The sequence below is a fragment of the Rothia sp. HMSC061D12 genome (assembly GCF_001836735.1).
Classification (GTDB): domain Bacteria; phylum Actinomycetota; class Actinomycetes; order Actinomycetales; family Micrococcaceae; genus Rothia.
In genome coordinates, this window is sequence record NZ_KV830310.1 from 61,218 (window position 1) to 86,284 (window position 25,067).

At 55.0% G+C, this 25,067-nt stretch carries 16 protein-coding genes and 1 pseudogene; 9 read left to right on the forward strand and 8 right to left on the reverse strand.

All coding sequences use genetic code 11. The features are described 5' to 3' along the window. The 5 genes and pseudogenes from HMPREF2682_RS08300 to HMPREF2682_RS09425 form a co-directional block, all read left to right on the forward strand. A pseudogene (locus HMPREF2682_RS08300) lies at positions 1-1,282 on the forward strand (hypothetical protein); the annotation flags it as partial. Further along, entirely contained in the window at positions 1,283-1,945 is a 663-nt protein-coding gene (locus HMPREF2682_RS08305) for a hypothetical protein (RefSeq protein ID WP_246827295.1), read from the forward strand. 237 nt (positions 1,946-2,182) lie between these two features. Continuing rightward, on the forward strand, positions 2,183-2,914 hold the full coding sequence (locus HMPREF2682_RS08310) for a hypothetical protein (protein ID WP_246827296.1): 732 nt from the start codon (positions 2,183-2,185) through the stop codon (positions 2,912-2,914). 319 nt (positions 2,915-3,233) lie between these two features. Continuing rightward, positions 3,234-5,291, forward strand: coding sequence for an RHS repeat-associated core domain-containing protein (locus tag HMPREF2682_RS08315; RefSeq protein WP_070833178.1), 2,058 nt, complete (start codon positions 3,234-3,236; stop codon positions 5,289-5,291). Positions 5,292-5,473: 182 nt separating this feature from the next. Continuing rightward, entirely contained in the window at positions 5,474-5,677 is a 204-nt protein-coding gene (locus HMPREF2682_RS09425; protein ID WP_141754828.1) for a hypothetical protein, read from the forward strand. Positions 5,678-5,786: 109 nt separating this feature from the next. Here HMPREF2682_RS09425 and HMPREF2682_RS08325 read toward each other — a convergent pair whose 3' ends face one another. The 7 genes from HMPREF2682_RS08325 to HMPREF2682_RS08355 form a co-directional block, all read right to left on the reverse strand. Further along, on the reverse strand, positions 5,787-7,811 hold the full coding sequence (locus tag HMPREF2682_RS08325) for a serine/threonine-protein kinase (protein WP_070833181.1): 2,025 nt from the start codon (positions 7,809-7,811) through the stop codon (positions 5,787-5,789). 117 nt (positions 7,812-7,928) lie between these two features. Then, positions 7,929-12,317: an FtsK/SpoIIIE domain-containing protein gene (locus HMPREF2682_RS08330; protein WP_070833184.1), complete on the reverse strand. Its 4,389-nt coding sequence runs from the start codon at positions 12,315-12,317 to the stop codon at positions 7,929-7,931. A gap of 116 nt (positions 12,318-12,433) precedes the next feature. Next, the gene (locus HMPREF2682_RS08335) at positions 12,434-13,711 is read right to left on the reverse strand and encodes a type 1 periplasmic-binding domain-containing protein (protein WP_246827297.1); all 1,278 of its coding nucleotides are present in this window, start codon (positions 13,709-13,711) and stop codon (positions 12,434-12,436) included. A 149-nt stretch (positions 13,712-13,860) separates the two neighbouring features. Then, the gene (locus tag HMPREF2682_RS08340; RefSeq protein ID WP_070833191.1) at positions 13,861-16,884 is read right to left on the reverse strand and encodes a chitinase; all 3,024 of its coding nucleotides are present in this window, start codon (positions 16,882-16,884) and stop codon (positions 13,861-13,863) included. A 325-nt stretch (positions 16,885-17,209) separates the two neighbouring features. Further along, a complete protein-coding gene (locus tag HMPREF2682_RS08345) occupies positions 17,210-18,112 on the reverse strand; it encodes a hypothetical protein (protein ID WP_070833194.1) in 903 nt (300 codons plus the stop codon). A gap of 27 nt (positions 18,113-18,139) precedes the next feature. Then, positions 18,140-18,670, reverse strand: coding sequence for a hypothetical protein (locus tag HMPREF2682_RS08350; protein WP_070833197.1), 531 nt, complete (start codon positions 18,668-18,670; stop codon positions 18,140-18,142). A gap of 32 nt (positions 18,671-18,702) precedes the next feature. Then, positions 18,703-19,080, reverse strand: coding sequence for a hypothetical protein (locus tag HMPREF2682_RS08355; RefSeq protein WP_070833200.1), 378 nt, complete (start codon positions 19,078-19,080; stop codon positions 18,703-18,705). Positions 19,081-19,444: 364 nt separating this feature from the next. Between HMPREF2682_RS08355 and HMPREF2682_RS08360 the strand changes: the two genes are divergently transcribed. The 3 genes from HMPREF2682_RS08360 to HMPREF2682_RS08370 all read left to right on the forward strand — a co-directional run bounded on the left by HMPREF2682_RS08360 (position 19,445) and on the right by HMPREF2682_RS08370 (position 21,433). Further along, positions 19,445-20,107 (forward strand): hypothetical protein, encoded by a 663-nt coding sequence (locus HMPREF2682_RS08360; RefSeq protein WP_083321784.1) that lies wholly within the window; start codon positions 19,445-19,447, stop codon positions 20,105-20,107. A 237-nt stretch (positions 20,108-20,344) separates the two neighbouring features. Beyond that, positions 20,345-20,584, forward strand: coding sequence for a hypothetical protein (locus HMPREF2682_RS08365; RefSeq protein WP_049354346.1), 240 nt, complete (start codon positions 20,345-20,347; stop codon positions 20,582-20,584). A gap of 129 nt (positions 20,585-20,713) precedes the next feature. Beyond that, a complete protein-coding gene (locus HMPREF2682_RS08370) occupies positions 20,714-21,433 on the forward strand; it encodes a DUF6318 family protein (protein WP_070833204.1) in 720 nt (239 codons plus the stop codon). Between the two features lie 114 nt (positions 21,434-21,547). On the opposite strand, the gene HMPREF2682_RS08375 is transcribed toward HMPREF2682_RS08370, so the two are convergent. After that, the gene (locus HMPREF2682_RS08375) at positions 21,548-21,847 is read right to left on the reverse strand and encodes a hypothetical protein (RefSeq protein WP_239663400.1); all 300 of its coding nucleotides are present in this window, start codon (positions 21,845-21,847) and stop codon (positions 21,548-21,550) included. Between HMPREF2682_RS08375 and HMPREF2682_RS08380 the strand changes: the two genes are divergently transcribed. Continuing rightward, a complete protein-coding gene (locus HMPREF2682_RS08380) occupies positions 21,846-24,926 on the forward strand; it encodes a beta-galactosidase, LacZ type (protein WP_070833207.1) in 3,081 nt (1,026 codons plus the stop codon). The genes HMPREF2682_RS08375 and HMPREF2682_RS08380 overlap by 2 nt on opposite strands. The last annotated feature ends 141 nt before the right edge of the window (positions 24,927-25,067 follow it).

Genomic DNA, 25,067 nt, shown 5'->3' on the forward strand with positions numbered 1-25,067 from the left:
CGTGGTGGATTCGCGTGTGGCTCGTTTTACGGCGCCTGATCCTTTGGCTGCGCCTGTGGGTGCTGGTTGGGGTGCTGATCCGTTCTCGCTGGTGGGTGGTAACCCGGTTTCTTTGGTGGATCCGTGGGGTTTGTCGCCGATTTCGTTTGAGGAGTATGAGGAGTATCGTCAGGAGCGCATTAAGAATAAGGGTGCGATTATGGCGGCGCGCTGGTTGCAGGTGGCTGCTGTTGCGTTAGTGGTTGCGTCAGTGTTTATTCCTGGGCCGGGTTGGGTCATAGTAGCTGGTGCTGTTGCTGGGGCGATGGAAGGCTCTGCTGGCGCTTTGGAGAAGACTAAGAATGGTCAGGTTGACTGGATGCAAGTAGCTTTAGAAGGGGCTTATGGTGGTTTGAAAGGTGCTGTTATGGGTACCACCGCAAAGCTTTTCACTCATGCAAAGGTCTTCGCTAAAGTTCCGGTAAACGGTTTTACGGAGAATATGGCTTCTAAGGTGGCTTCTAAGGCTGCCTCTAAGAAGGGCTTTGATAGGCTTGTGCCTTCGTGGGTTCAGAAGCCTGCTGAGAAGGCTACTTCGTTTATTAATTCCCGGAAGGATGGTATTGCGCAGGCTATTGAGAAGGGGGAAAATCTTGCCTGGAACAGGATGCAGCGTATAGCAGGTACGCATGCTCCTGATATCGCGGGCGAAACTCTGTCTGCTGGCGTGGGTGCTGTAATGGATTATACGAAGAGTGCTGAGAATTTTAAGGTAGAGAATGCTGCGGCGAGTTTTGCTTCAGGGGCTACTTTTGGATTCCTTAAGAGTGGTATAACCAAGGGTGCTAAGGTAGGTGTATCCGATAGAATCGGAGCGAAGACTAAACTCTCAGTTGAAGAAAAAATTGCGGACAAGGTTAAACTTGATAAAGCAACGAGTAAGGGTAGGGCAGACGCTGCAAAAATTAAAGCAGAAATGAGGAAAGAGATTGTATTGGGTGCAGTAAAACAGGCAGCAGTTAACGATGGTGCATCACGTGTAGCAAATGGATCTTTCGACTGGATGGATAAGTCGATTCAGCGTGACTTGCTGAATAATTCAGCAAAAAATCCGAAGACGATGTCTAAAAATAAAACTCTTTTGTTGCAAGGAAAGGACTTTAAGGACGCTGTTATGGGTAACCCAAAGAGTAACTTGAAGTCTGCAGCCAGTGGCGTAAAGACAGCTCAGAGCGATTTCGATGAAACAGCAAAGAGTGAGAAAAAAGCTGCTGATTCATATCGTGAAGGATTGAGCGGGTAAATGATGGTAGATATTATCCTTAGTATTTTCTGGGGAATTATTCTAGTGATCTCCATTATCTCCGTACCCTACATTATTATCAGGTATGAGATTAATCGACGCCAGGATAAAAAGAAAGCAGCAGAAGGAATTTATATTAGGAGAGTAAATCGTTTCGAGGTTGCACTTTGTATATTTAATCCAATGTTTCCATTTTTAGGTTATATGGCTAATAGTCATAGTGGAAATACGGGTATTTTACTTAATCTAGGTGTTATTATCCTCACATTTCTCTTTTATGTTTATTCTCGTTATATTCTCGTCGCTTATGTCAAGCTCTCCCCCGAAGGTGTCGAGCAACGCATTTGGTTTGCAAACCCGACTCGCTACCCTATTAACGCAATAGATAATGTCACGTACTTTGAAACACCAGATATTGATGACCAAGATATGATTGGTTTCTACACTCGTTCCGGAAGGCAAATTGCCGTATTCGGTACAACCGGCCATAAGAACTACCGAATCATGGCAATTGTGAGGTTCAGGATTGAACAAGAACGCTGGCCTGACATGAACAACCCTAATGATGTTGCTCGAGTAGATTATCTGGATGATAAGTACATGACAGTTGGCTATTTCAAGGACTTAGGAGAGGTCACCGGCCTCGCCGACGTTGATATGTAGCACGGCATAGAGAAAGCCCCTGGGCTGAGAGATTACCTCTCAGCCCAGAGGCTTTCTGCATACCAGGGTCAGCCAAGAAACTCGGGTGGATACGGGTCTAATCCCAGCTGCTGGTGGATGGTCGCCCAGTCTTCACCCGAGCCTTGCACTGAGTTAACTTTTTAGCTATCTAGACTATAGACCATCATATTGCTCTATATTTCTGCTTATCAGAGCTTTTATCTGCATAGAGTATCCTTGGGGAAGGTACGCCACCTGCCGGTGGTGCGCTTCCGGATATTCACCAACCACACGAAACGAGAACCCGTCATGCGTAATTTCTTGATTATCTTCTGGGGTATCTTCGCTGCGTTCACAACAGTTGCGACGTTTTACGTCCTCATTAATTACGAAGTGCAGCGCTGGAAAGATAAGCAACGGCTACATGAGGGTATTTATATCCGACGGGTTACTCGGCTTGAAGCTCTCATGACGATATTGACCCCGGCTCTCCCAATTCTTATGGCTGTAGTCTACATTCTTGAACCTGGCACAGAAAGTATGAAGCTTGGGATAGTGGGTTTGTTGGCATCAGCGATATTTATCGCATACTTGCGGTATGTGCACGTTGCCTACGTAAAAACCTCCGCCGACGGCATCGAGCAACGCATCTGGTTCTCCAAGCCGACCCGTTACCCCTTCACCGCGATCAACCGCGTCGTGTTCTACAAAGCAGCAAAATATGAAGACGATGACATGGTGGGGTTCTACGCCAAGTCAGGCACACAGATTGCCCTGTTTAGCCCGTTGCCTCATAAAAATTACCGGCTCATGGCAATTGTGCGTTTCAGGATTGAGCAAGAACGTTGGCCTGATATGGACAACCCAGATGATGTGGCTCAGGTGGACCGTTTGGATTGTGCTGGGAAGACGATGCGCTACTTTGAGAATCTGGGGAAGGTTACTGGCCTTGCCGACGTCTACATGTAGCACCGCACGGCATTAGTTTCGAATATAGAGAAAGTCCCTGGGCTGAGATATCATCTCTCAGCTCAGGGGCTTTCTGCGTACCAGCGGCTACTCACCTGAGCGCCGTCACCACCTGCCGGTGAATGGTCGCCTGGTCTTGACCCGGGCCTTACGCCTAGTTAACTTTCTGGTCGATTAGCCCATAGAGCGCATCATGTTGCTCTATATTTCCGCCTATCAGAGGTTTTGACTGTGTGGAGTATCCTTAGGGAAGGTATGCCACCTGCCGGTGGCGTGCTTCCGGATATTCACCACCCACACGAAACGAGAACCCACCACCATGCGCACCTTCCTCATCATCCTCTGGAGCGTTGATGCGTTTGGTGCGCTGGTGCGTGTTGAGTACTTTGATAGCGCCCAGCCGCAGAATGCTTGGGTGAAGGTGCTGGTCACTGATGAGGGTGCCCGCGTTCGCGCAGTATGCGTCTACGCTGTGCAGGATGAGGCGAAGGCTGATTCCCAGTCGGCTGAGTTTGCCTCTGCTGTTGAGGATGCTCAGGCGTGGCTTCCGCAGTGCCCGGAGTCTGTGGAACTTGAGGGCGTCACCCTGGTGCCGGTCTCGACGAGCGTGTTCTCGTATGACGGTAACGATTCGCGTCTTCTGCAGGTTTCTTCGGATGGTTCTGGCTCGTCCCTGACCTATGGTGCGGCCGGGTTTGTGAACTCGGTGGCCTCGTGGGGTTCTGCTGACGATTCTGCTGTGTCCTTCTCGCTGCTGTGTGCATCTACTGATGGTCGTGTGCTTGCTGCCGGTGGTGTGCCTGCTGGTGTACCCGAGTTTGGCGTACCCTCAACCGGTGCTGGTGCCGCTGCTGGTTCTGTGGCTGGTTTTGCTGCTTCGGTGATGCACCCGCTGGGGTGGGATGAGAACTCGTTTGTTCCGCGTGTGTTGGGTGTGGCTGGCTCGTCGATGCCTTCTGTGGGTTCGTTGGTGCCTGGTGCTGGTTCTGGTGCCGGTTTGTTGGATCCGTATGGTTGGGCTTCTTTGGGTGTTGTTGCGCCTGCTGTGCCTTCTGCTCAGGGTGCTCCTGCTGGTGGTGTGCCTGTGTTGCCGGATTCGCTGGTTGGTGTTTCTGCGGCTTCTGGTGTGGTGCTGGGTTTTACTGGTTTTGAGGTGTTGGGTGCCCGCGTGGTGGATTCGCGTGTGGCTCGTTTTACTGCGCCTGACCCCCTGCCTGCACCTGTGGGTGCTGGTTGGGGTGCTGATCCGTTCTCGCTGGTGGGTGGTAACCCGGTTTCTTTGGTGGATCCGTGGGGTTTGTCGCCGGTGTCGGTGGAGGACTTTGAGAAGTATCGTGAGCAGAAAGCGTCTTCTGGTATTACCGGTTGGGTAAAGAACAACTGGGAGTACGTAGCTGGCGGTGCGATGGTCATTGCTGGTGCTGTGATTGGTGCTGTTGGTGCTGGTTTGGGCCCTTTGGGCGGTGCCGCGTTTGGTGCTGCATCAGGTGCTTTGATGGGTGCTGGCATGTCAGTGATTGAGGATAAAGCTAAGGGTAAACCTGTCGATTGGTCGAAGGCTGGTAGAGAAGCCGTGAAGGGAGGTATTACCGGTGCTGTGACTGGTGCTCTTACTGGTGGTTTGGGTAATTTGAAAAAAATAGCTGATGCTGCATCAAAGATGACTAAGATAGAGAAGGCAGCTGAAGCTGCTAAGGCTACTAGGCTTGCCCAAAAAGCGGCGGAATCAGGTGCTCTTGCATCGAAATGGCATAAGGTAAAGACTGCTGTAGCTACGCAGGGCAGGAATATTGGTGCTTCGATGAAGGAATCAAAGATTGCAGAGGACATGATAAAAGATACGCTGTCCGGCGGCCTAAACAATGTGATGGGATATTATATGGACGATACTGTGAAGGATAAGAGTGTCATGGGGGGCATCGGGATGTTTATTTCTGGTGCCGGAGCTTCTGCAATCGGTTCTCGGTATAGTGGAGGTTTAAAGACTGGTATGGGGGTTTCGGGATATAGTGGAGATATTGCTCGTGTAGGTATCCGAGGTCGTGCTACAGATGTGTTTACCGGTGCTGTTGCAGATACAGGTGGTGGCTTTATTAAGACTAGTGTTCAGTACACTACTGATAAAGCTGTCCTGGGGCGGCAACTAGACTGGGATGAATATATCGACAAAGTTGCTACAGGTGCTATAAAGGATTTCTCGAAGTCTTCGGTAAAGGGAGCTGTAAAGATGGATGCAGGCGTTGCGGGTAAGTATCGAGATAGGGTTGCTTATCCTATGTATCAGGTTGCGGAAGCGGTTCAGAATCCTGTGGGCGCGGTGAATCAAATGATTAATAATATGTTTTCTACCAGTGTTATCATGAAAGCAATTAAATAGTTTTGAAGTGGTTGAAGAGGAAGATTCGCCCAGAATTAAGAGTTTTTATTGAGTGTGTTCTCGGTATGGTAATAGTGTTTGCTTTTATGTACTATACGACACACAGCGAAGATAAAAATTCGTATTCTGTGTGTACTGTAAAATCGGTTAGAGTGGAGATCGTTGGGGGTCAGGTATCAAACATGACTGACGGTTCTCCCAAAGGTGTTTTCGAGACGATTGAATGTGGCGTTGTTGAAATGTATGTCGCGCCGGAGGGTAAAAATATTCCGGGGTATGTTTCTGAAATTCAAGTGGGGAAGAAATATAAGATGTATAAAACATTGAGCACGAGAAATGATGATAAAGACTTTAACACTCTTCGCCTCGAAGAAATAAAAGAATAACCACCGTTCAGTCAATAAATAATCGTATAGAGAAGCCCTTGGGCTGAGAGATGACCTCTCAGCCCAAGGGCTTTCTGTGTACCAGCGGCTACTCACCTGAGCACCACCGTTAGCGGGTGATAATCGCGAAGTCGCTGCTGGACAAGTTCGTGAAATTACCAATCTGCGCATTCACACGGCACTTAGACGTCACCGACAGCGCCGTCACCACCCGCTGATCCTCAGATACCAACACATGCCCCGAACAGCCATCCGAAAAACTAATCAACTGAGCATCTGGAGAAATCGCCTGAACCAGCGTCGAAAACTCACCCGTACGCGGCAAAACCATCAACGGGTTCAACTCATCCGCACCACTCGGCCACACCGGAACCACCGTCACCGGCAAAACACTCTGATTCACCACACGAGAAGGAACCCGCAACTCAATCGACCGCAAACGCTGAATTGGGTACGCCGTCGAACGAACCTCCCTGTCAGAAATAGCCTTCGACGTCTCAGAATCAATACGGTTCACCCACTCCTCAAAAGCACGCGAATCCTTAAACTCAGCAGACACATTCGCCCGAACCTGCACCACACCATTAGCCGGGATACTCACCCCAGACAGATTCCACGAACACGGAACATCCACCGCAGTCACACTCGACTGATTCTTCGACACACCAGAAGACACCTGACCGGCATCCCACGTCACTGAAGCACACGAACCACCCTCAACACCGGGAAGCACCTGCAAAATATCGCCCCGAAGAGCCGACTTCTGCGACGAAAACTCAAACGTCAGGCGGGCACTCTTATCCCGCGGGTTATACGTACCCTCAATACGGGTACCCAAACCACTCGGCAAAGACGCCGAACTACGGCTCGACGCAGACCACGACTCAGCCGTCTTAGACGCCCCCTTACCGCCGTTCAAACCCACAAAAGCGAGCACACCCACAAGAATCAAAGAACCCAGGATAGCGCCCCACACCAGCGGGCGGCGCAACGGCGAACGGGCAGGCTCCTCTTCCTCACCGACCTCATCAGGCACATATACCGGCTGCTCCACCGCAAAAGGAGCCCGGATAACCGTCTCATTCTGCGCCTGACCCAGCGACGGCATACCCGCACCATACAGCTCCGTAACATTCTGCCCAGGCACCGCAGAAACAGCAGGCTCAGCACCATGAACCACCGTAGGCGTATAGCCCACAGCACCCGAAGACACCTCAACCCACCGAGGAAGCACCACATCAGTAGCGAAACCCTCAGCCAAAAGACGCAACTTAGCGGCAGCCTCAGCCGCCCCAGGACGCTGAGCCGGGTTCTCCGCCAACATCCCGTGAAGCACCTCAGCCACCTCAGCCGGAATCTGCGGCGACACCTGCACCGCACCACCACGCGCCGGAAGAGGACGCGCCGCCACCAACAACTCATGAAGAGTCACAGCGCACGCATAAACATCAACCGCCGGAGTAGCCACACCATGCGCAGAACGCTCCGGAGCCATATACCCCGGAGTACCAGAAAACGAACGAGAAGCCCCCGAACCCGCAGAGCCAGTAAAAGAAGCAATACCGAAATCAGCCACACGAACCTGCTGATCCAGAGACTCCCCCAAAACACCGCTCAGCAGAACATTCTCCGGCTTAATATCCAGATGCATCACGCCCTGACGGTGAGCAAACTCCACCGCATTCAGAACCTGCACCATCAGACTCAACGCCAAACGAACCGGCAACGGACCCTCAGAATCCAGCTTCTGACGCAACGAACCGCCATGCTGAAACTCCATCACCAGAGCCAGCACGCCACCCTCAACCACCATGTCCGTCAACGGCACAATATGAGGATGCGACAACGCCAACAACACCGAACGCTCACGCACAAAAGACTCAAGAACCACAGGGTTCTCCGCAAGCTCCGGACGCAAAACCTTCGCCGCATACAGAGCCCACGAGCCGCTCATCGTAGCAGCCCACACCTCACCGACCGCACCAGAACCCACCCGGCGCAGCAAACGATACGAAGAGCCAAGGGGAGCGCCCGCAACCAAGCCCCCCGCAGGCTGACCAGCAGCCTGCGAGGCAGGATGAGCATCACGGCGCTCCGAGCCGGAGTACTGCGGCGAACCAGCAGGTACAGTCACGGGCTAACTCCTTAACATCAACTTCACAACACGCAGGAAGACGCCCCAGACGGGGCGATCCCTACAGCAAAACAGTCGGTAAAGTTACACCATACCTCACCACACGCCGAACAAGCCCTACAGCCCGCCACGGTGCTGAGAATCCTCAGGGCTCATCAGCTGCACCAGAACCGGCGACCCGGCAAGGAACGCGTAGCCACGACCAACGCTCAGCTGAACCGGGGCGCGCCTCGGAATAGAACCGAACATGTCCATATCCGTATCAACATTCGGCTGAACCACAGCACCAGTACGGAACTTGCGAATAGCCTTCGTCCAATGGCTATACAAAGGACGCAAATCAGTCGGCTTACCCGTAGCAATAATGTGGACGTCCGGGAAGTCACCCTTCACAATCGCATCAAAAACGTTCATCGGGTCATCCACGCGGTCACCGTCATCAATCAGCAACAGCACCGGGCCCGCGGCATCCTGCAAAGCCGCCTGCACCTGAGCAGAAGCATTCTTGCTCTCAAACACCCGGTCAAAAACGCCCTCCGGCGCATTCACCAGACCGGAACGCTGATCGAAGACAGCCCAAACCTCCGGAACCTCAGCGGCATCCATGCGTGCGTTCTCTGCCGCGGTAGCGTCACCAGATGCCAACGCGGCAGATACCGACTGCTCCGCCGCTGCCCTCGCCCGAGAAACCAGACGAGCAAACGCAACCAGCAGAGAAGACTTACCCGAACGTGGATTACCCGCAACCATGGCGTGCTCACCCTCGTACAGCTCGAAAGCGCACGCCTCCAACGTAGCCTCTGCAATACCCACAGGGATACGCCACAGGCTCGGAGAAAACTCGGCGGCAGGCATGCTCTCCCACGAAACCCACGTCGGCAGCTGACCAATCACATCACGCTTAGCAGGAGCCTGTGGGAAGCGCTCACGAATCATAGAGACAGCCTCCTCCACGCCGACAGCGGGAGTAGCCACCTGCATCTGACGCAGACGCTTCGGGTCAACACAACGGCCGGGAACCGCAGCCGGAACATTCGTGCCGCGAATACCATGCGAGGAATAATCGTGGACATCGCTCAGCTGGAAGAACCACGTCTGCAACGAAGCATCAAGAATCTGCGAGGGAATATTCTTCGCGCGGCTCGTCGACACCACGCAGTGAATACCAACAGCAGGACCATCCGCATACACTCGGTAGAAATTCGCCAACAAGTCCATGCTTACCGCATCAGAGAACTCATCACGCAGTGTCGCAAAACCATCCAAAACAATGAAAAGAGGCTTACGGCGTGACGCATCAGCACGGCGAGCATCAAGCTCCGACTTCACAAAACGCAAGAAACGAGCCTGACGTTCCCTAGCGCCCTGACCGGTACCCACAGCAGAAACAACATGCGGCAAAGAACCCAACGGCAACAAGCCATCAGCGCCCATATCCACCAGAACAATATCAATGTCCTCCGGCGAATAATGCTGAGCCAAACCCAACACCACAGACTGAATCGTCGTAGTCGTACCACTACCAGCAACACCCACCAACAGCAGGTTGCTCATCTCAATATTCCAGCCCATAGGCACCTGACGCTGCAGCTCAGGCTCATCACCCAAAGTACACATCAGAACACCGTCCCGGACACCACCCACAGTGGGAAGATCCGGATCGGGGAAGCCACGCACACCAAAATCAGCCAAATCAACATACGACCCCAACGGCTCAGGCCACACCTTACGAGGAGCAACCGCACCACGAGCCGCGTGCGCCGCCACAACAGCATCAATCAGCAAATCCAGGTCATTCGCATCACTCGACGACACCTTCGGGCGCGCACGCTCTGAACGAGGAATACCGATACTATCGGTCGCGCGAACCTCCAGAGAAGTCACCACCTCAGTGCCACTCTGACCCGTCACCAGGGCAGTCTGCACCGGCGAAATATCATTCTGGCCCAGCTTCACATAGGCGCGACCCATCTGCGAACGCGAAATCTCCGAAGCATCCGGAACACCAATCACGTTCGAAGAATCCTCACGGCTCTGCACACGCAACGCCACACGCAAGTTCGTATTCGCCAGAATGTCATCATTCACCACGCCGGCGGGACGCTGAGTCGCCAAAATCATGTGAACACCCAGGGTACGACCCACCGCACCAATGCTCACCAGCGACGACAGGACATCTGGGAAGTCCTTCGCCAGCATCGCAAACTCGTCAATCACCAGCAGCAAGCGAGGCATCGGCTCCGGCGGGTTCGTCGCCAAATAATCCTTAATGTTGTCCACACCCTCGCCAGCAGCCGCAAACAGGCGCTGACGACGGTCCATCTCCGCCTCCAACGACTCAATAGCGCGGTGAGCCAACTGAGCATCCAAGTTGCTCAAAGTACCAATCGTATGCGGCAGACGCTCACACGTCTTAAACGCCGCACCACCCTTAAAGTCAACCAGAATAAAGTTCAAACGGCTCGGATCATGGTGAGCAGCCAAACCCGCCACCAACGAACGCAAAAACTCACTCTTACCCGAACCAGTGGTACCACCCACCAGACCGTGAGGACCGTCCTTCACCAAGTCCAGCGTGAACGCGCCAGAGTCGCCCACACCAATCTCAGTACTGAAACCATTAGCCTGCGACCAAAACGTCTCAATATCCTCAGCACCCGGAGGGGTCGGCAAACCAACCAGCTCAGGCAGCTTCACCAGCTGCGGCAAACCACCACCCAGAAGCAGACGCTCAGGGTCCTCATGATGCGCCAAAGTACGCGCCACATGAAGAGCATCCTCAGCGCTCACACCGGCGAGCACACCGTCAGTGACCGTGTAACGGCGGCGAGGCTCCGAATAGGTCATAGAAGCCTCCTCACCAATCTCCACGACCGAAGTACACGACGCAGGAAGACGGTCAACAGAAGAAGCCAGCACAATACCGGCAACACGGCGAGCACCCGCAGCAGCAGTCTTATTCGCCATCAGACGTACTTCATCGCCATACGCCAAAAGGTCGCGTGCCGGCGACTCACGGCCCTCAGTGAGGGTATCCGAATCAACGACCACGCACAGGCCGCGGGTCGGAAGAGACTCAATGTCGTTGTATAGAGAGCGCAGCATCTGATCCGACTGCTCCTTACCAGAAGCAAACCAACGCATCTGCTGGTTCTGCGCCATATGCATGTGCGGAAGCCACGACGTCCACACCCAGTCCTGCGAGCGCGCCGAATCAGCGCAGACCGCAATCGTCATATCAGCAGGACCCGTGTGGGTCGCCGCCTGCAGCACCAGGCTACGCGCCAGGGCAAGAGACTGCTCACGCGGCCCCACAATACCGATAGCGCCGCCCTCACGCAGGTCAGCAACCAGCGGGGCATCCCACAGGGTATTGTGCTCAAGAATATGCTGAACCTCAGGCTCAGGATTGCTCGGCTTCGTCAGCTCAGGAGCCCAATGAATATGCCCAGTACCCACATGGAAAGTCAACAGGTCAGGGCTGGTGCTCCGGCGACGCCACAGCGTCATTGCAGGAAGAAGCGCCCGCAGCTGAACGGCATCTGGTGCCGGGGCAAGGTCGTGAAGACGCTCAATTTCCTCACGGTTACTCAGAGCGATACGTTCCTTGAACTTCTCCATTTCCTGCTCAAAACGCACACGCTCCTTCACCTTATCCTTAGCGTGACGACGTTTCTGCTCCACCCACATACCAATACTCAGAATGGGGCTGAGCATCGCGAAAAGGGCGTAACGAATCTCCTGCATAATGGCGACCATTGCCGCCGCCATAATAATCGGGCCCACCGCCATCGCAATATTGAACTTCGGCGGGTCAGAAACGTTCTTGCGGGTAGGTGCCTCCACCTTATCCGGGGCGCTCAACGCACCCTGACGCGGCGGACGGTTAAACGGTGCAGTACCCGACGCACTCACATTCGGGGCGCTACCGGGGCGAGGCGCAGCCTTCTCCTGAGGAGCAGGCTGCAGAGTCAGAACACAATCCCCAACATGGATAGTGGTGCTCTCAGAAACAGTCAGACCCTCCTCGGGGATTTTCTGACCGTCCACAAAACTACCGTTCGTAGAACCGGGGTCAGTGATGCGCACCTTCTGAGTGTTTGTCGACTCATCATGCACCACCTGCAGGTGCAGATGCTCCCACGACGCGCTCGCCGTGGGCAGCACAATGTCGGCGTACGGGGAACGACCCGCCACCAAAGGACGCGAAGAGGGGATAGGGCGCGGCAGGGTAACCGTCGAACCGCCGCTCAAGCAGACACTCCAGCCCTGCACCAGGGAAGGGTAGGAGAGCGGTGCCCTAGAGATGCGCATACCCTCCATCGGTTTGACCTCCGCCAGGGTGGAGGATGCCGTCACCGGGCGGTTATCACAATACAGTGGCTCGTCGGCAGGCAGGGAGGGGCCACCGGTCGCCTGGATGAGATCAGCGATGGTCGTCTCAGGCTGCCAGGAGTCTAGTTCATAGCTCCCGTTATGCTCTTCAAGTTCAAGGAAAAAGCGCATAAGGTGTTCTCCAAAATAGATAAATCGTGAGCCCCGCTGGTGGACGGACTAGAAGTAATACCCGAAAGCCGGGGTGTGATGGGCTGGCTCTGTACAGTAGGCTCCGTGTGGAAAGGCTAGTCGCGAGATTCTGAGGTGAACGTGCGAAGCATCCACACCGGCGGATTCACCGCATCCGTCGAGGAAGACCCGCCCTGAATCATCGAAGCTTCCGCGGTCGGGTAAAGAAGACCCACCTGCCCTCCAGCGGCGTAAGAAGACGAAAAATCCAACGGATACGCGACCGTAGAATCTTTAGCGTCCAAACGAAGGGTTCCTAGAACCCGTCGAACCGCCTCAGGAGTGTATTCACGAACCTGGCTCGTGGCATACGCAAAAGCCAAAAGCGCGTTATGGGAGGGAGCATCCGCCCACACTGCCGATTTCGAGAACGACTGTTCGCCTGACAAATCCTTGAGCGAAGAATCATTCTTCATACGCTCAACCGTTGACACAAATGCCGAAGAAGCACGACCGGCATCATCAGCACTCAACGCCGCAGCACGTGCCTGCACACGCCCCACAACACGAATATTGTCAGTTAAGGAACCACCGTTCTCCAGAAGAAGACGCATAAAAGGCTCCGTCAAAGCTTCCTCACCCGCAATCACCGGAGACGTAATACCCGCCCTCTGAAGAGAACGAAGCACCTTCGCCTGAGTCGACGCCGAACCCGTCAAAACCAGAACAGGAGAAGAGCCCGAAGACTTGTCCCCCAGAAGGCGCGTCAGCTCCTTAAGAGTGTCTTTCATGCCGTCTTCATCAGCAGAAACCTGAACGCGATTCGTATAGGGAAGGTCCGGCGCAGAGCCCTCACCCGCATCCAGCAGGATAGTGCGCACACCATCAAGCTGCTGCGAAGAACCCTTGCTAGATGCACCGGCGAGCGAACGAATAGCAGTCGTATAGACCTGCTTCTCCTGCTCAGGGTCCAGAGCAAAACTCCATACCCCATCGCCAGCATCTACCCGGTCATACGCCTCAATCACCGCAACATTGCGTTCCTTAGCGGCAGCCGTAGCACCCCGAAGATGCTCACCCCGAGAAGCAAGCACAATACCCAGAGCACCCTCAGAAGAGAGCTTCTCTACCGCCTCACGGGCACCCTGCTCCGTTCCCTTATCGTTCGCATAAAGAACCTTCACAGAAGACTTACCCAAAGCCAGACGGTACTGCGCAACACGAGCACCCTGAGCATTCAGACGCCACGCAGACCCCTCAGCATCATCACCAAAAGTAGTAACAACACCAATAACAGGCTCACGACCAGACGCAGGAAGAGAAATAGCCTGCTGAACCGTCACCGCAGACGCAGGGTTCGTACCCGTGCCAAGCGGCAAAGGCTGAGGAGTCACAGCGCGCACGCCATACCAGATCCCCACCACCGCAAGGCTAAACAGCACACACAGACTGACACACCACACCACGGTGCGCTGAGTGAGCCGCCTGCCCTCGCGGCGGTGAGGACCTGAATCAGAGCCCAAATGAGGGGAAAACCCCACGGCTAATCACCAATCTGGAAGGTGTACACCGTCTTCACCTCTGCACTGCCAGCATTCGACAGGTGGAAGGTCGGCAGCGAACGCAGACGCTGCAGGGACGCCTTGAACTGCGCCTGACGCTTCTGCAGAGCAGCGATGTCCTCAGAACGGAGGTTCGTGTAACCCTGAGCATTCTGCATCGCCAAAGCAAGCTGGTAATCAGCCGCACCAGCCTTCGCGCTATTGCTCTTGAGCGCGCCCAAGAGGCCAGCGCCCTCAGCGTTGCTATCGCCCAAATCGAGCATGAGCTTCGACAGGTCGTTATTCAGCTGAACGGATGCACCAGCCAAATCTCGGGTAGCGTTCTCAGCGCGGGTACTCAGAGCAACCAGAGAACGCTCAGTCACCGAATCCAGAGACTGACGCAGGCCCTCAATACGATCATTCATATCCTTGTGCTGAACCTCGATAGACTCACCAGCCACCTGAACCACAGTATTCGCGGTATCAGTAATGCCAGCAACCGAAGCGGAGAACGCCTCCTTAGCAGCCGAAGCGCTAGAAGAACCATCGCTCGAAACCTTACGAATCTCCTCGCTAATCATGCTCGTCAGGCTCTCGCGAGTCTCATCGGCAGACTCCTTGAACGCTTCCTTAATAGCGGTGGAGAGGTCAGCCTGCATGTTCGTCATATCCTCCAGGTTCTTACCCAAAGCATTGACAGCATCCGAAGCTGAATGGATACGATCACGCAGAGAAACCTTAGCCTCCTCAGTAGGCTCTTCCTTCTTCTCCGCGTCCTGGTTCTGCGCGTTTGCGGCATCGTTCAGGGTCTTCTCAACCTCGCCCAGGGCACCATCTACCGCGTTCACAGCGTCGTTAAGGTCCTTGGCGTCGCGAGCCAGACCCTCCTTGGGGTCATCCATCGAAGTGGCGGCAAGAACCTCATCCCACGCGGCTACCGCGGCAGCAATACGCTGCTCCATCGGAGTACGTGCGGCAGGGGTGTTCGACGTGTAGGTACGCTCGTTCGCGTTCTCCACCGTAATGACGCGAGTATTACCTTCCGTAGCAGTAGGCTCGGCGGAAGGCGCCTCAGAAGAAGGAGCGGCGGAAGGAGCCTCAACCTTCTTCGACGGCTCCTCAGAAGGAGCAACAGAAGCAGACTCAGACGGTGCAGGGCTAGGAGCCTCAGACGGCGCCTCAGAAGATGGGGCAGCAGACGGCGAAGCCGCGCCACCACAAGAAGAAGCCGTCAGGTATCCACGCAGATGCTCCACCTGCTCAGCAGACAGAGAACCGCCACGCTCAGTAGACAGAGCACAAAGCTGCTCCGCCAGTTCCTTATTCTGAGCGCTCATAGAACCAGAACCGTCCACCAGCTCCGCACGAGCAGAAGCCGCACGAGAATGAACGTTCTTGATGCTCTCAATCAGACGGCTCGACGTTTCCTTCATCTGATTCACGCTCTGACGAGCCGCACTAACCTTCTCACTCAAAGAACGCACAGCATCAGCATCAAGAGAAGACGGATCCTTCTCCACCTGCTCAACAAGCTCATCCATCTGACGCTTCAACGCCGAATAGTTGTTGTTCGCACCCTTCAAATACTCCGGCTGAAGGTGATCCACAATCTTCTCACCGGTAGCAACCAGTGCAATCAGAGAGCTCTGCACCGTCACCGATGCACCGAACAGGGCGCAGGTCACCGAACCGTTAGAAGAACAAGTCTCAGCGGTCGGGTGTTCCGGGCCAACAATCTCGCGAATCGAAGCCGTAAGATCCTGCTGGCAGTCCGAACTTGCCTCCGCATACGCATTCAGAACAGCAGACAGCTGAACCAAATTACCGTACACGCTACGGCTACTCGCGCCCTCCTCACGATGCACAACACAACGACCGCCGCTATGTGAAACAGACACATTGGGGCGCGCCGTCGTATCACCCAGCATCGAGTGAAGAGCAGCAACAGTACGCTCTAACTGAGAAATCAGCTGAGAATTATTAGTACGCGAAGCCTCAGAAAGATCCTTCTGCAGGCTCTCAATATTCGCCTGCAGACCCTGCATAGTCTTCGTCAACGATTCATTCTGAGTCTTCAGATGCTCGGCAGTGTCCTTACCCAAAGTCGCAGACGTATCATCCAGGCTCTGACGCACCTGAGCAACCTGCGAACTAGCGCTAGTCAGCGTCGTATTAACCTCGTTGACGGTATCAATAGTGCGCTGCAGAAGCGCCACCTGAGACGCATCCTGAGAGGTGAAACCGTTAGTAATGATTCCCGCGCCAGACAAATCAGAAGCAAAACCAGGCTGCACCGAAATGTTGAAGGTAGGCGCACTAAAATCCTTCGCCTTGACCTTCAACACAAAAGAAGAGGAACTACCAGTCACCGGAGGCGCGGAAATAGCACCCCACTGAACAACAGCCTTACCTTCATCATTGGTGCTCACCACACCATTCGTCGACGAATCAGCGGCATCAGGGGTCGTAATAACCTGAGTAGGAGAACCCGAAAGAACGGTAGAAGCAGCGATGGAGAACGGAGTACCAACCGGTGCAGGGCTAGTACGGCTAGTACCGGATGCATCATAGGTGACGTCCTCAGTCTTCACCGTCAGGTTCTCAACCGTAACCTTAATCGTGATTTCGCCGCTGTAGCCGTTCAAATCATTCAGGTTAGTGCCGCTACCGCGCTCAGTAGAATACTGCAGGCTCACACGCACAGGAAGGTCATTAACGACGTCCTTCGGCTTGAACTGCACATTGCTCGAGGAGCTCGTACGATCCTTGTCATTAACGTAAATGTTGGTCGACTCAATCGACGAGACATCGCCGTCACGGCCCATCTGAACATTCACGTTCTGCAGAACATTAGTAGCGTTCTCCACCTGACGGGGGCTCTGAGAAGTAACAGTGCCCTTATCAGAAGGGGTGCTGTTATTGTTCGTGCCCGTGGAGCAAGACGAGAAAATAAGTGCTGTCGTGACACCCAAAATCAAAGGGAAGCGGAGTAGACGCTGACGCGCTGTGGTGTGGTTGGTCATGATGATCTTTTCGTTGAGTTATATACCGTGCAGACACATAACAGCGGCAAGTCTGAAACGCCACTGTAGAGTGCCCACCTGAGTGGAAAGGGTCAGGGGCAAAGCCGGAAAGAGAAAAAGCCCCGTACCACTTTATCAGTCCAATATGGGAAGGTTGATATTTTTTCCTCCTAGTCGGTGCCTCATCAGGATATTCAATTCAACCTTGAGGTGATAGTTAAAGGTATTTTTCATTTCGTTTCAACCTCGTGCACTTACCGAACTCTGTTCGACATAGAAAAACCCCGCGGCTGAGGTCATCTCTCAACCCGCGGGGTTCCACGGTTTAGCTTGCTGTAGGTTCAGCCTCCGGGTCCTCCTCGTCATCCTTCTCGGGGATAGCGACACCCACGGTCACGTACCTCTTCACCAGCAGGTACGAGGCGATCACCGGCACCACGTACACCAGCGACAACCCACTACCGGACTGCACAACATCCACGGCAAGACGGGCCGCCGCCAAACATCCACCCAAACCCACCAGGGCTACGCAGAAGCCACGCAACACGCCATACCCGGCAGTGCCCTCCTCAAAGGTCGCCGCCCACAGCTTGAACAGGGCGCGGCGCACAAAAATCAGGAAGACCGGCACCAGGCACAGCACCACCGAAACACCCACAGGCTCATAACCGGCAGCAGCGAAAGAAACCACCGGAATCAGCAGGCAGAAGAGCACCATCAGGGCGCTCACACCCAGCACCACCGCGCGCACATACCTGTTGATGTGCTCCATACGGTGCAGGTTAGGGACCTCGTCGCTCGGCTGCGCGGCATTGTAGAAGAACAGCAGAAGAACCAGCGCGGACACCGCCACATACCAGGGCGCGAAATTGATGCCGTCCGTCTGCGGGGTGAGGGCAATCTGCGGGACACCCGCCAAGGAGAGCGCAGCGAGCAGAACAATCGCAGCAACGCAGAGCGTGCCCACCGTCAGCAGGAAGTAATGGTACGCGCCACCGTTCTTTGCATCCTGCACACTGTGCTTGTGCGTGCCGTCAATCATCACGACGGAAAACAGCATCGTGGAGATGGATAGGATGCTCCACGCGTACTCACCCGTCATGACGGGGACAAGCAGGAGGAGCAGGGATGCAGAGAACAGAATCCACAGAAATACTCGCTGCAGTGTTAGTGAGGATGCGAGGGCCCCTTCAAAAAAGCCGATGATAAAGTCGCCGATATCGTCCATGGTGGAATCCTTTCTGCGGGGGTGGGGTTACTCTTTGATCTCTTCAAAGCGGAGGACGCTGAAGTCGAATTCATCGTTACGGGTCAGCAGAGACTTATATGCCCTGTATTTCTTGCCCGTCTCAAAGTTCTGGAGGTATTTGCGGATGGGGATACCATCAGGGGATTTGCTTGATTTGATGATTCCGCACTCCTCTGTTTCGAATTCGCCGGAGGTCCAGTAGGGGTCCTCATGTTCAACGATTTCGACGGAGGTGACAGTGCAGATAGCGGATTCGTTGCCCGGGTTGTAGCTGGTCATAAAATGTAAGGACGCAAGGAACCCTAGCATGACTGCCACGAATATGATGACGTCGCGTGCATCCCACGCAGCTTTTGCCTTTTTGCGAAGATACTCTTTGAAGTCGACTTTATTCTTCTTTTTCTTGGTGTATCTCTTTTTGCGGGTCTTTTTTATAGCCCCAGTTTCGGTAATGTAATTTGCCTCTGGGTAATTCTTTTTCTTCGAGGTGTTCCTTTTCTTTGAAACATTCTTTTTCCTCGGGGAGTTCTTCTTCATTGCTCTTCACCTTCTTTCTGGGCTGCAGGTTGTTATTCTGTGATGTCTTCAAAGCGGGTCGTCTCAAAATCTCGTTCTTTTTTAAGAGATGAGTTTGCGACATGGAATAGGTATTTTTTGCCAGGCTCGGCGGTCTCAACGTACTCGGGAATCTTGCGACCTTCCGGAGGTACGTACATCGTGAGAGTACCGCATTCTTCTGTCTCAAAAATACCTTTGGGTCTAATATCGTTCATACCGCTTACTGTGCCGCCGCGCTCTTTTGTATATGCCTTAGTTACGGTGCAGGTGGCGGTGATACCGTCACTATCATCACGTAAGTCTTTAGGGACAACAAAGAACACGTACCAAAGAATGATGAATGAAATAATGAGCGCTATTCTCTGGCGGCGCTTGTAATTAATTTCCATCGGTTTGCCTCTTGTAGATAGTTAGCTTTCCTTGCTAGGTTTCTAGGCTTTCGTTGCCTTTTTGCGTTTCGCTGCTTACTTCGGTTGTGCTCATGGTGTGTACGTCCTTGTGCGGTAGTGGTTGGTGAATCGTGCTCGCCCCGGTGAGATGGCGGGCACATCCTTAGCCTATCGCACGGTATCTGACCAGAAGGTTAACTCGACGCAATGCTCCGGTGAAGACTCGGCAACCACTCCGCGGATAACGCGAATCTGGGCTTAACCACCTAATTTCCTCGGCTACTCTGAGAACGAGCCTGCACCCTCCGCATCGTTGCCGGAAGGCCGCCGGTCACCGATAAAACAGAAAGGGTAGTTGACCACCATGATGATGAACTACACCATGATTGCCCTCTGGGGCGTAGTAAATGTCCTACAGGCGTACAAGATATTCCGGTCCATCATTGTCTACGAAATCAACCGACGCCGAGACAAGAAGCTGTACGCCAAAAACATTTACATTACTCGAAGCGACCGCTCCGAAATAATTGTGCTTGCCGTCGCCCTTCCCATGACCCCTGCTCTGATGTTTATGGTGCATCTGCTGGGCGATATAGGATTCCATTTTCTATATAATGTCGGAGCTTTCCTCTTCACGTGCTTTCTTCTATATGTCTTTAACGAAACCGCTGGTTCTTACACTAAAATCTCGCCGGAAGGATTCGAAGAGGACAACGGGCACGACAATAAAACCTTCTACCCGCTCAACGCGATCGATAAGGTCACGTATACGCAGAGTTCCGACAGTGAAATTTCAGACTCCGTCTCCTTCGACACGAAATCGGGTAAGCGCATTGCGCGTTTCGGGCCCATCTATGAGGGCTACCCCCTCCTCGCAATGACCCGATTCAGGATCGAAAACGAGCGCTGGCCAGACATGAACAACCCCGAAGAAGCCGCCCAGGTCAAGGCGTGGATGAACTGGAACTCCACCATCCCGCACATCAAGGATAAGGAAATTTCGGGCCTCGCCGAAGTAGACATGTAGCCCGCGTTTCAGCCCGCATTTAGCGTGTGCCCGGCGTGTTTCTCAACCAATATTTCCGTAATTTTTCTGCCAGAAAAACGTGGACTAGCCCGCATGGTTTAAGCCTCAACTAGAAGGTGCACTCTGCACGTAAAAACATTAACGTTGAGGCTTACAATAAAAAAGGTTTAACGCACAGCCGCACGCCGTGCACACACCACGTCACTTCACAGAAACACCGACCCCGAAAGGCACACCATGGCCACCAAGAAGCCCGCACGCCTCACCCGCCGCGCAGCACTCGCCGCCGCAGGCGCAGGCGCAGCAACCGCCCTCGGCGCACTGCTCACCCCCGCACAGGCAACCACCTACCGCCCCACCGTGCGCCGCACCCCCTACAACCGCTACTACTCCGACCGTTACGGCCGCCGCACCCGCATCGTCATCAGCGACTACTACGGCAGCTCCTACAGCCACTACTACTATTACGGCGGCTAAAGAAGCCCAAGCCCAATAAACATATACTGGAAGACGGCACTACACTCACGTAGTGCCGTCTTCCCGTTAGATGCCGTAGGCATCACCCGCACCACGGTGCGGAAAATACACCACAGATAGAGAGAACCCATGAAGAACGTAACCCGCCGATCCGCCCTCGGCCTGCTCGCAGTAACCGGCGGCGCAACCCTCCTCGCAGCCTGCGGCGCTCAGCCCCAGGCAACCAGCGGCAACGCATCCGGTAGCGCATCTGCTTCCGCGTCGGCATCTAAGACCGCACGCACCGACTACTCCGGCGTTGCAGTCCTGGAGGGCTACACCTCCAAGCCTTCCGACTACCAGCCCGCAACCCGCACCGAGCCGTCCAAGAACGCCCCCGTGCCGACCAAGCCCGCCGTCGCCAACGAGAACAGCGTGGAGGGCCTGTATCAGTCCATCGCGTTCTTCGGTGCAGCCATTGAGTACTACATGCGCACCGGCAAGACCGAACCCCTGCGTGAATGTGCGGTTGACAACTCCGAGCTGAAGAACATGCTCGAACCCGAAGAAGGCACCCTGGGTGCTGGCCTGCAGCAGGGCAAGATTTGGATGCAGGACCCGTCCGTCACCATCACCATGCTCACCGCACAGCCCGAGCGTGATGGCGACGCCTACAACTGGGATATCCGCCTGACCATGGACAGCGGTGAGTTCATCGCAAGCAAGGACCGTGTGGAGAACGCTTCCTCCGATTCGGACCGTAAGAACGATGTGGAGCGCACCCTGCACGGTGTCTACGAGAACGGTGCGTGGAAGCTGACCGGTATGCGCACTTCCTCTTCCTCTTCGTCCTCGTCTTCCGACTCCTAAAACTCAGAAGCCTAGAAGCGCATAGCTTCTACATCTAAAAGGCGCCCGCCCCGTGGCTAAAAACCACGAGGCGGGCGCCTCTCTCATGCGGTGAAGGACCTACCCTGCTTTTACCTATGCAGAAGCAAGCTTCTCCTCAAGCTCCTTCACAATCTTCGCGTGTTCCTTCTCAGAGATAGAAACCTTGAAGAAGAAGGCGAGGAACGAGCACACAATAATGGCCAGCGGCACATAGAAAGCAGCCGTGTTGAACGTCTGAATGTTCTGCGCGGTGAGGCTATTAGGACCAGTGCCACGTAGACCAGAGCCAAGTTCTGCGGGAAAAGAATGAACAGAATGTAGGCAACAATCATCACGCCTTCCGGCATCCTTAAAGGGACCAAACAAAGATGTATACGAGAGGAAGGAAGACATGTCTTCCACCGAACAAACGACTCCCGTAGTCTCCTCCCAGTCACCCTCAGCAGCGTGGCTTGATGACCCCACCGTGTACGCTGTCAACAGGGAAGCAGCGCACTCCGACCATCACTCCTCAAACCCCCAGCAGAGCCTCAACGGCACGTGGGCTGTCCGCACTGCATGGGCCTCAGAAATTGATGTCACCACCGCAGAATTCGCCGCCCCCGCCCTCGACGAAAGCGACTACCAGAGCATCCCCGTCCCCGCCACCCTGGAAACTGAGGGACTCTGGCGCCCCGCCTACGTCAACATCCAGATGCCCTGGGACGGCCACGAAAACCCCGAAGCTCCTCACATCCCCGAGAAGAACCACGTAGCCCTCTACCGCAAGCACTTCACCCTGGAGGGCGACCTCAAGAAGATGCTGAGCGAATCAGGCCGCATCACGCTCGCCTTCGAAGGCTTCGCAACCGCAATTTACGTGTGGGTCGACGGCATCTTCGTTGGTTACGCAGAAGACGGTTACACCACCACCTCCTTCGACATCACCGATATCGTCAGCAAGGGCGCAGAAGGCAACCACACCCTGACCGTCGCATGCTACGAATACTCGAGCGCTTCATGGCTGGAAGGCCAGGACTCGTGGCGTTTCCACGGCCTCTTCCGCGCTGTGAACCTGGTAGCCCGCCCCGCAGTCAGCATCGCCTCCCTCACCGTTGAAGCAGACTACGATGCACCCACCGGCGAAGCACACCTGGACGCTCTCGTCACCCTCAATGGTGAAGAAATCAAGGCGTACACCCTGCAGGCTAGCGTCCTTGACGGCACCCAGGTCATCTGGTCTGGTACCGTCGCCGCCGAAGACGCATCCGTGCGCATCTCCTCCGACGCCCTTGAAGGTATCGCTCCCTGGTCGGCTGAATCTCCCTCTCTCTACACTCTGACGGTGGATCTGCTCCACGACGGCAAGACCGTAGAATCCACCAGCCAGCGCGTCGGATTCCGTCGCTTCCGCATCGAGAACGGAATCATGACCCTCAACGGTCACCGAGTCCTCTTCAAGGGTGTCAACCGCCACGAGTTCCACCCGCGTACCGGCCGCGTCCTGACCGTTGAAGACATGACTTCAGAGATTCTCTTCTGCAAGCAGCACAACATCAACGCTATCCGCACCAGCCACTACCCCAACGATTCACGCTTCTACGCCCTGGCCGACGGATACGGTATCTACCTGGTTGACGAAGCAAACCTGGAAACTCACGGCTCCTGGTGCACCCCCGGTGACATTCCCACCCCCGAGACCACAATCCCCGGCTCCCGCATGGAATGGGAAGGCGCCTGCGTTGACCGCGTAGAATCCATGATGCGCCGCGACTACAACCACCCCTCCGTAGTAATCTGGTCGCTCGGTAACGAAGCATACGGCGGCGAAGTATTCCGCTCCATGTACCGCCGAGTCCACGAACTGGACCCCAACCGCCCCGTACACTACGAAGGCATCACCTGGCACCGCGAATTTGATGACGTCACCGACATCGAATCCGGTATGTACACCCACGCTGACGTCGTTGAAAAGTACCTGTCGAACAACCCTGAGAAGCCCTTCATCATGTGCGAATACATGCACGCAATGGGCAACTCGGTCGGCGCTATCGACGAATACGTCGCACTGGAACGCTACCCCCACTACCAGGGCGGTTTCATCTGGGACATGATTGACCAGGCACTCTGGCACCCCGGTGAGAGCGAAGGCGCCCCCGAATACCTCGCCTACGGTGGCGCATTCGGCGAACGCCCCTGCGACTACGAATTCTCCGGTGACGGTATCCTCTTCGCCGACCGCAAGGTAAGCCCCAAGGTCGCTGAAGTGAAGGCAGTGTACTCCAACCTGCGCATCACCCCCGACCAGAAGGGCGTGACGGTCGTCAACGACAACCTCTTCACCTCCACCGCAGACTACACCTTCAAAGCTAGCCTGCTGGTCAACGGCGTTCCTCAGTGGCAGGAAGACTACTTCTTCGGCGTAGCCCCGGAATCCACCCACGAGCTGGCAATTCCCTGGCCCCTGGAAGAATACGCTACCGACAACGCAGAAGTAACCCTGGACGTCAGCCTCGTGCTCACTGAAGACGCCGCATGGGCTCCTGCAGGACACGAAATTGCCTTCGGTCAGTACGTCATCCCCGCATCGCAGGCTGAAGCAAACACCGCTGAAGGCGCAGCAGATGCGACGGTGACCGTCGGCCGCTGGAACGTCGGTCTGCGCAACAACCAGGCTGAAGTTATTCTGTCCCGCACTCAGGGTGGCATCGTCTCCTGGGTACACAACGGCACCGAGCATGTTATTCGCCCCCCGAAGCTCACCACCTTCAGGCCCCTGACCGACAACGACCGCGGCGCCGGACACGGTTTCGAACGCGCCCAGTGGACCGTCGCAGGCCGCTACGCCCGTTGCGCTAACGTTGCTGTCGAGCAGCCCAGCGATGACAGCGTGGCAGTGACCTACACCTACGAGCTGGCAACCCCCGCTCACACCGCTGTTACGGTCCGCTACGAAGCACAGAGCACCGGCAACGTGCGAGTAACCATCGACTACCCCGGCGAGAAGGACGCACCGTCCCTGCCCGCATTCGGTCTGGAATGGGCACTGCCCGGCGAGTTCTCGCACCTGCGTTACTACGGCCTCGGCCCCGGTGACGCCTACCCCGACCGTTGCAGCGGCGTCCGCCTGGGCGTGTGGGAAAGCACCCCCGAGCAGGACTACGCACCGTACCTGGTACCTCAGGAAAGCGGCAACCACATGGGTGTCCGTTGGGCTGAAGTGACGAACGACAGCAACCACGGCTTCCGTGTCCGCCAGTTGCAGACTGCCGGTGAGGGCCTGCACGTATCGCTCCTGCCCTACTCCTCCTACCAGATTGAGGAAGCTTCCTACCAGTGGGAGCTGCCCGAAAACAACCGCACCTACCTGCGTATCCTGGCAGGTCAGCTCGGCGTTGGTGGAGACGACTCGTGGGGCTCGCCGGTACACAGCCAGTACCACATCGATGCAACCGAGCCGCTGCACATGGACATTGCGCTAGAAATTATCTAACGCAACGCTCAGCACAGTAGCAGTAGACGCCTACCTTCGTGTAGCGTCCACGGCTCTCTAGAAAAGAGGCGCCCGCCCCGTGGTTTTCAAGCCACGAGGCGGGCGCCTCACTTATATACGCAATAAAGCATATACCCTTAT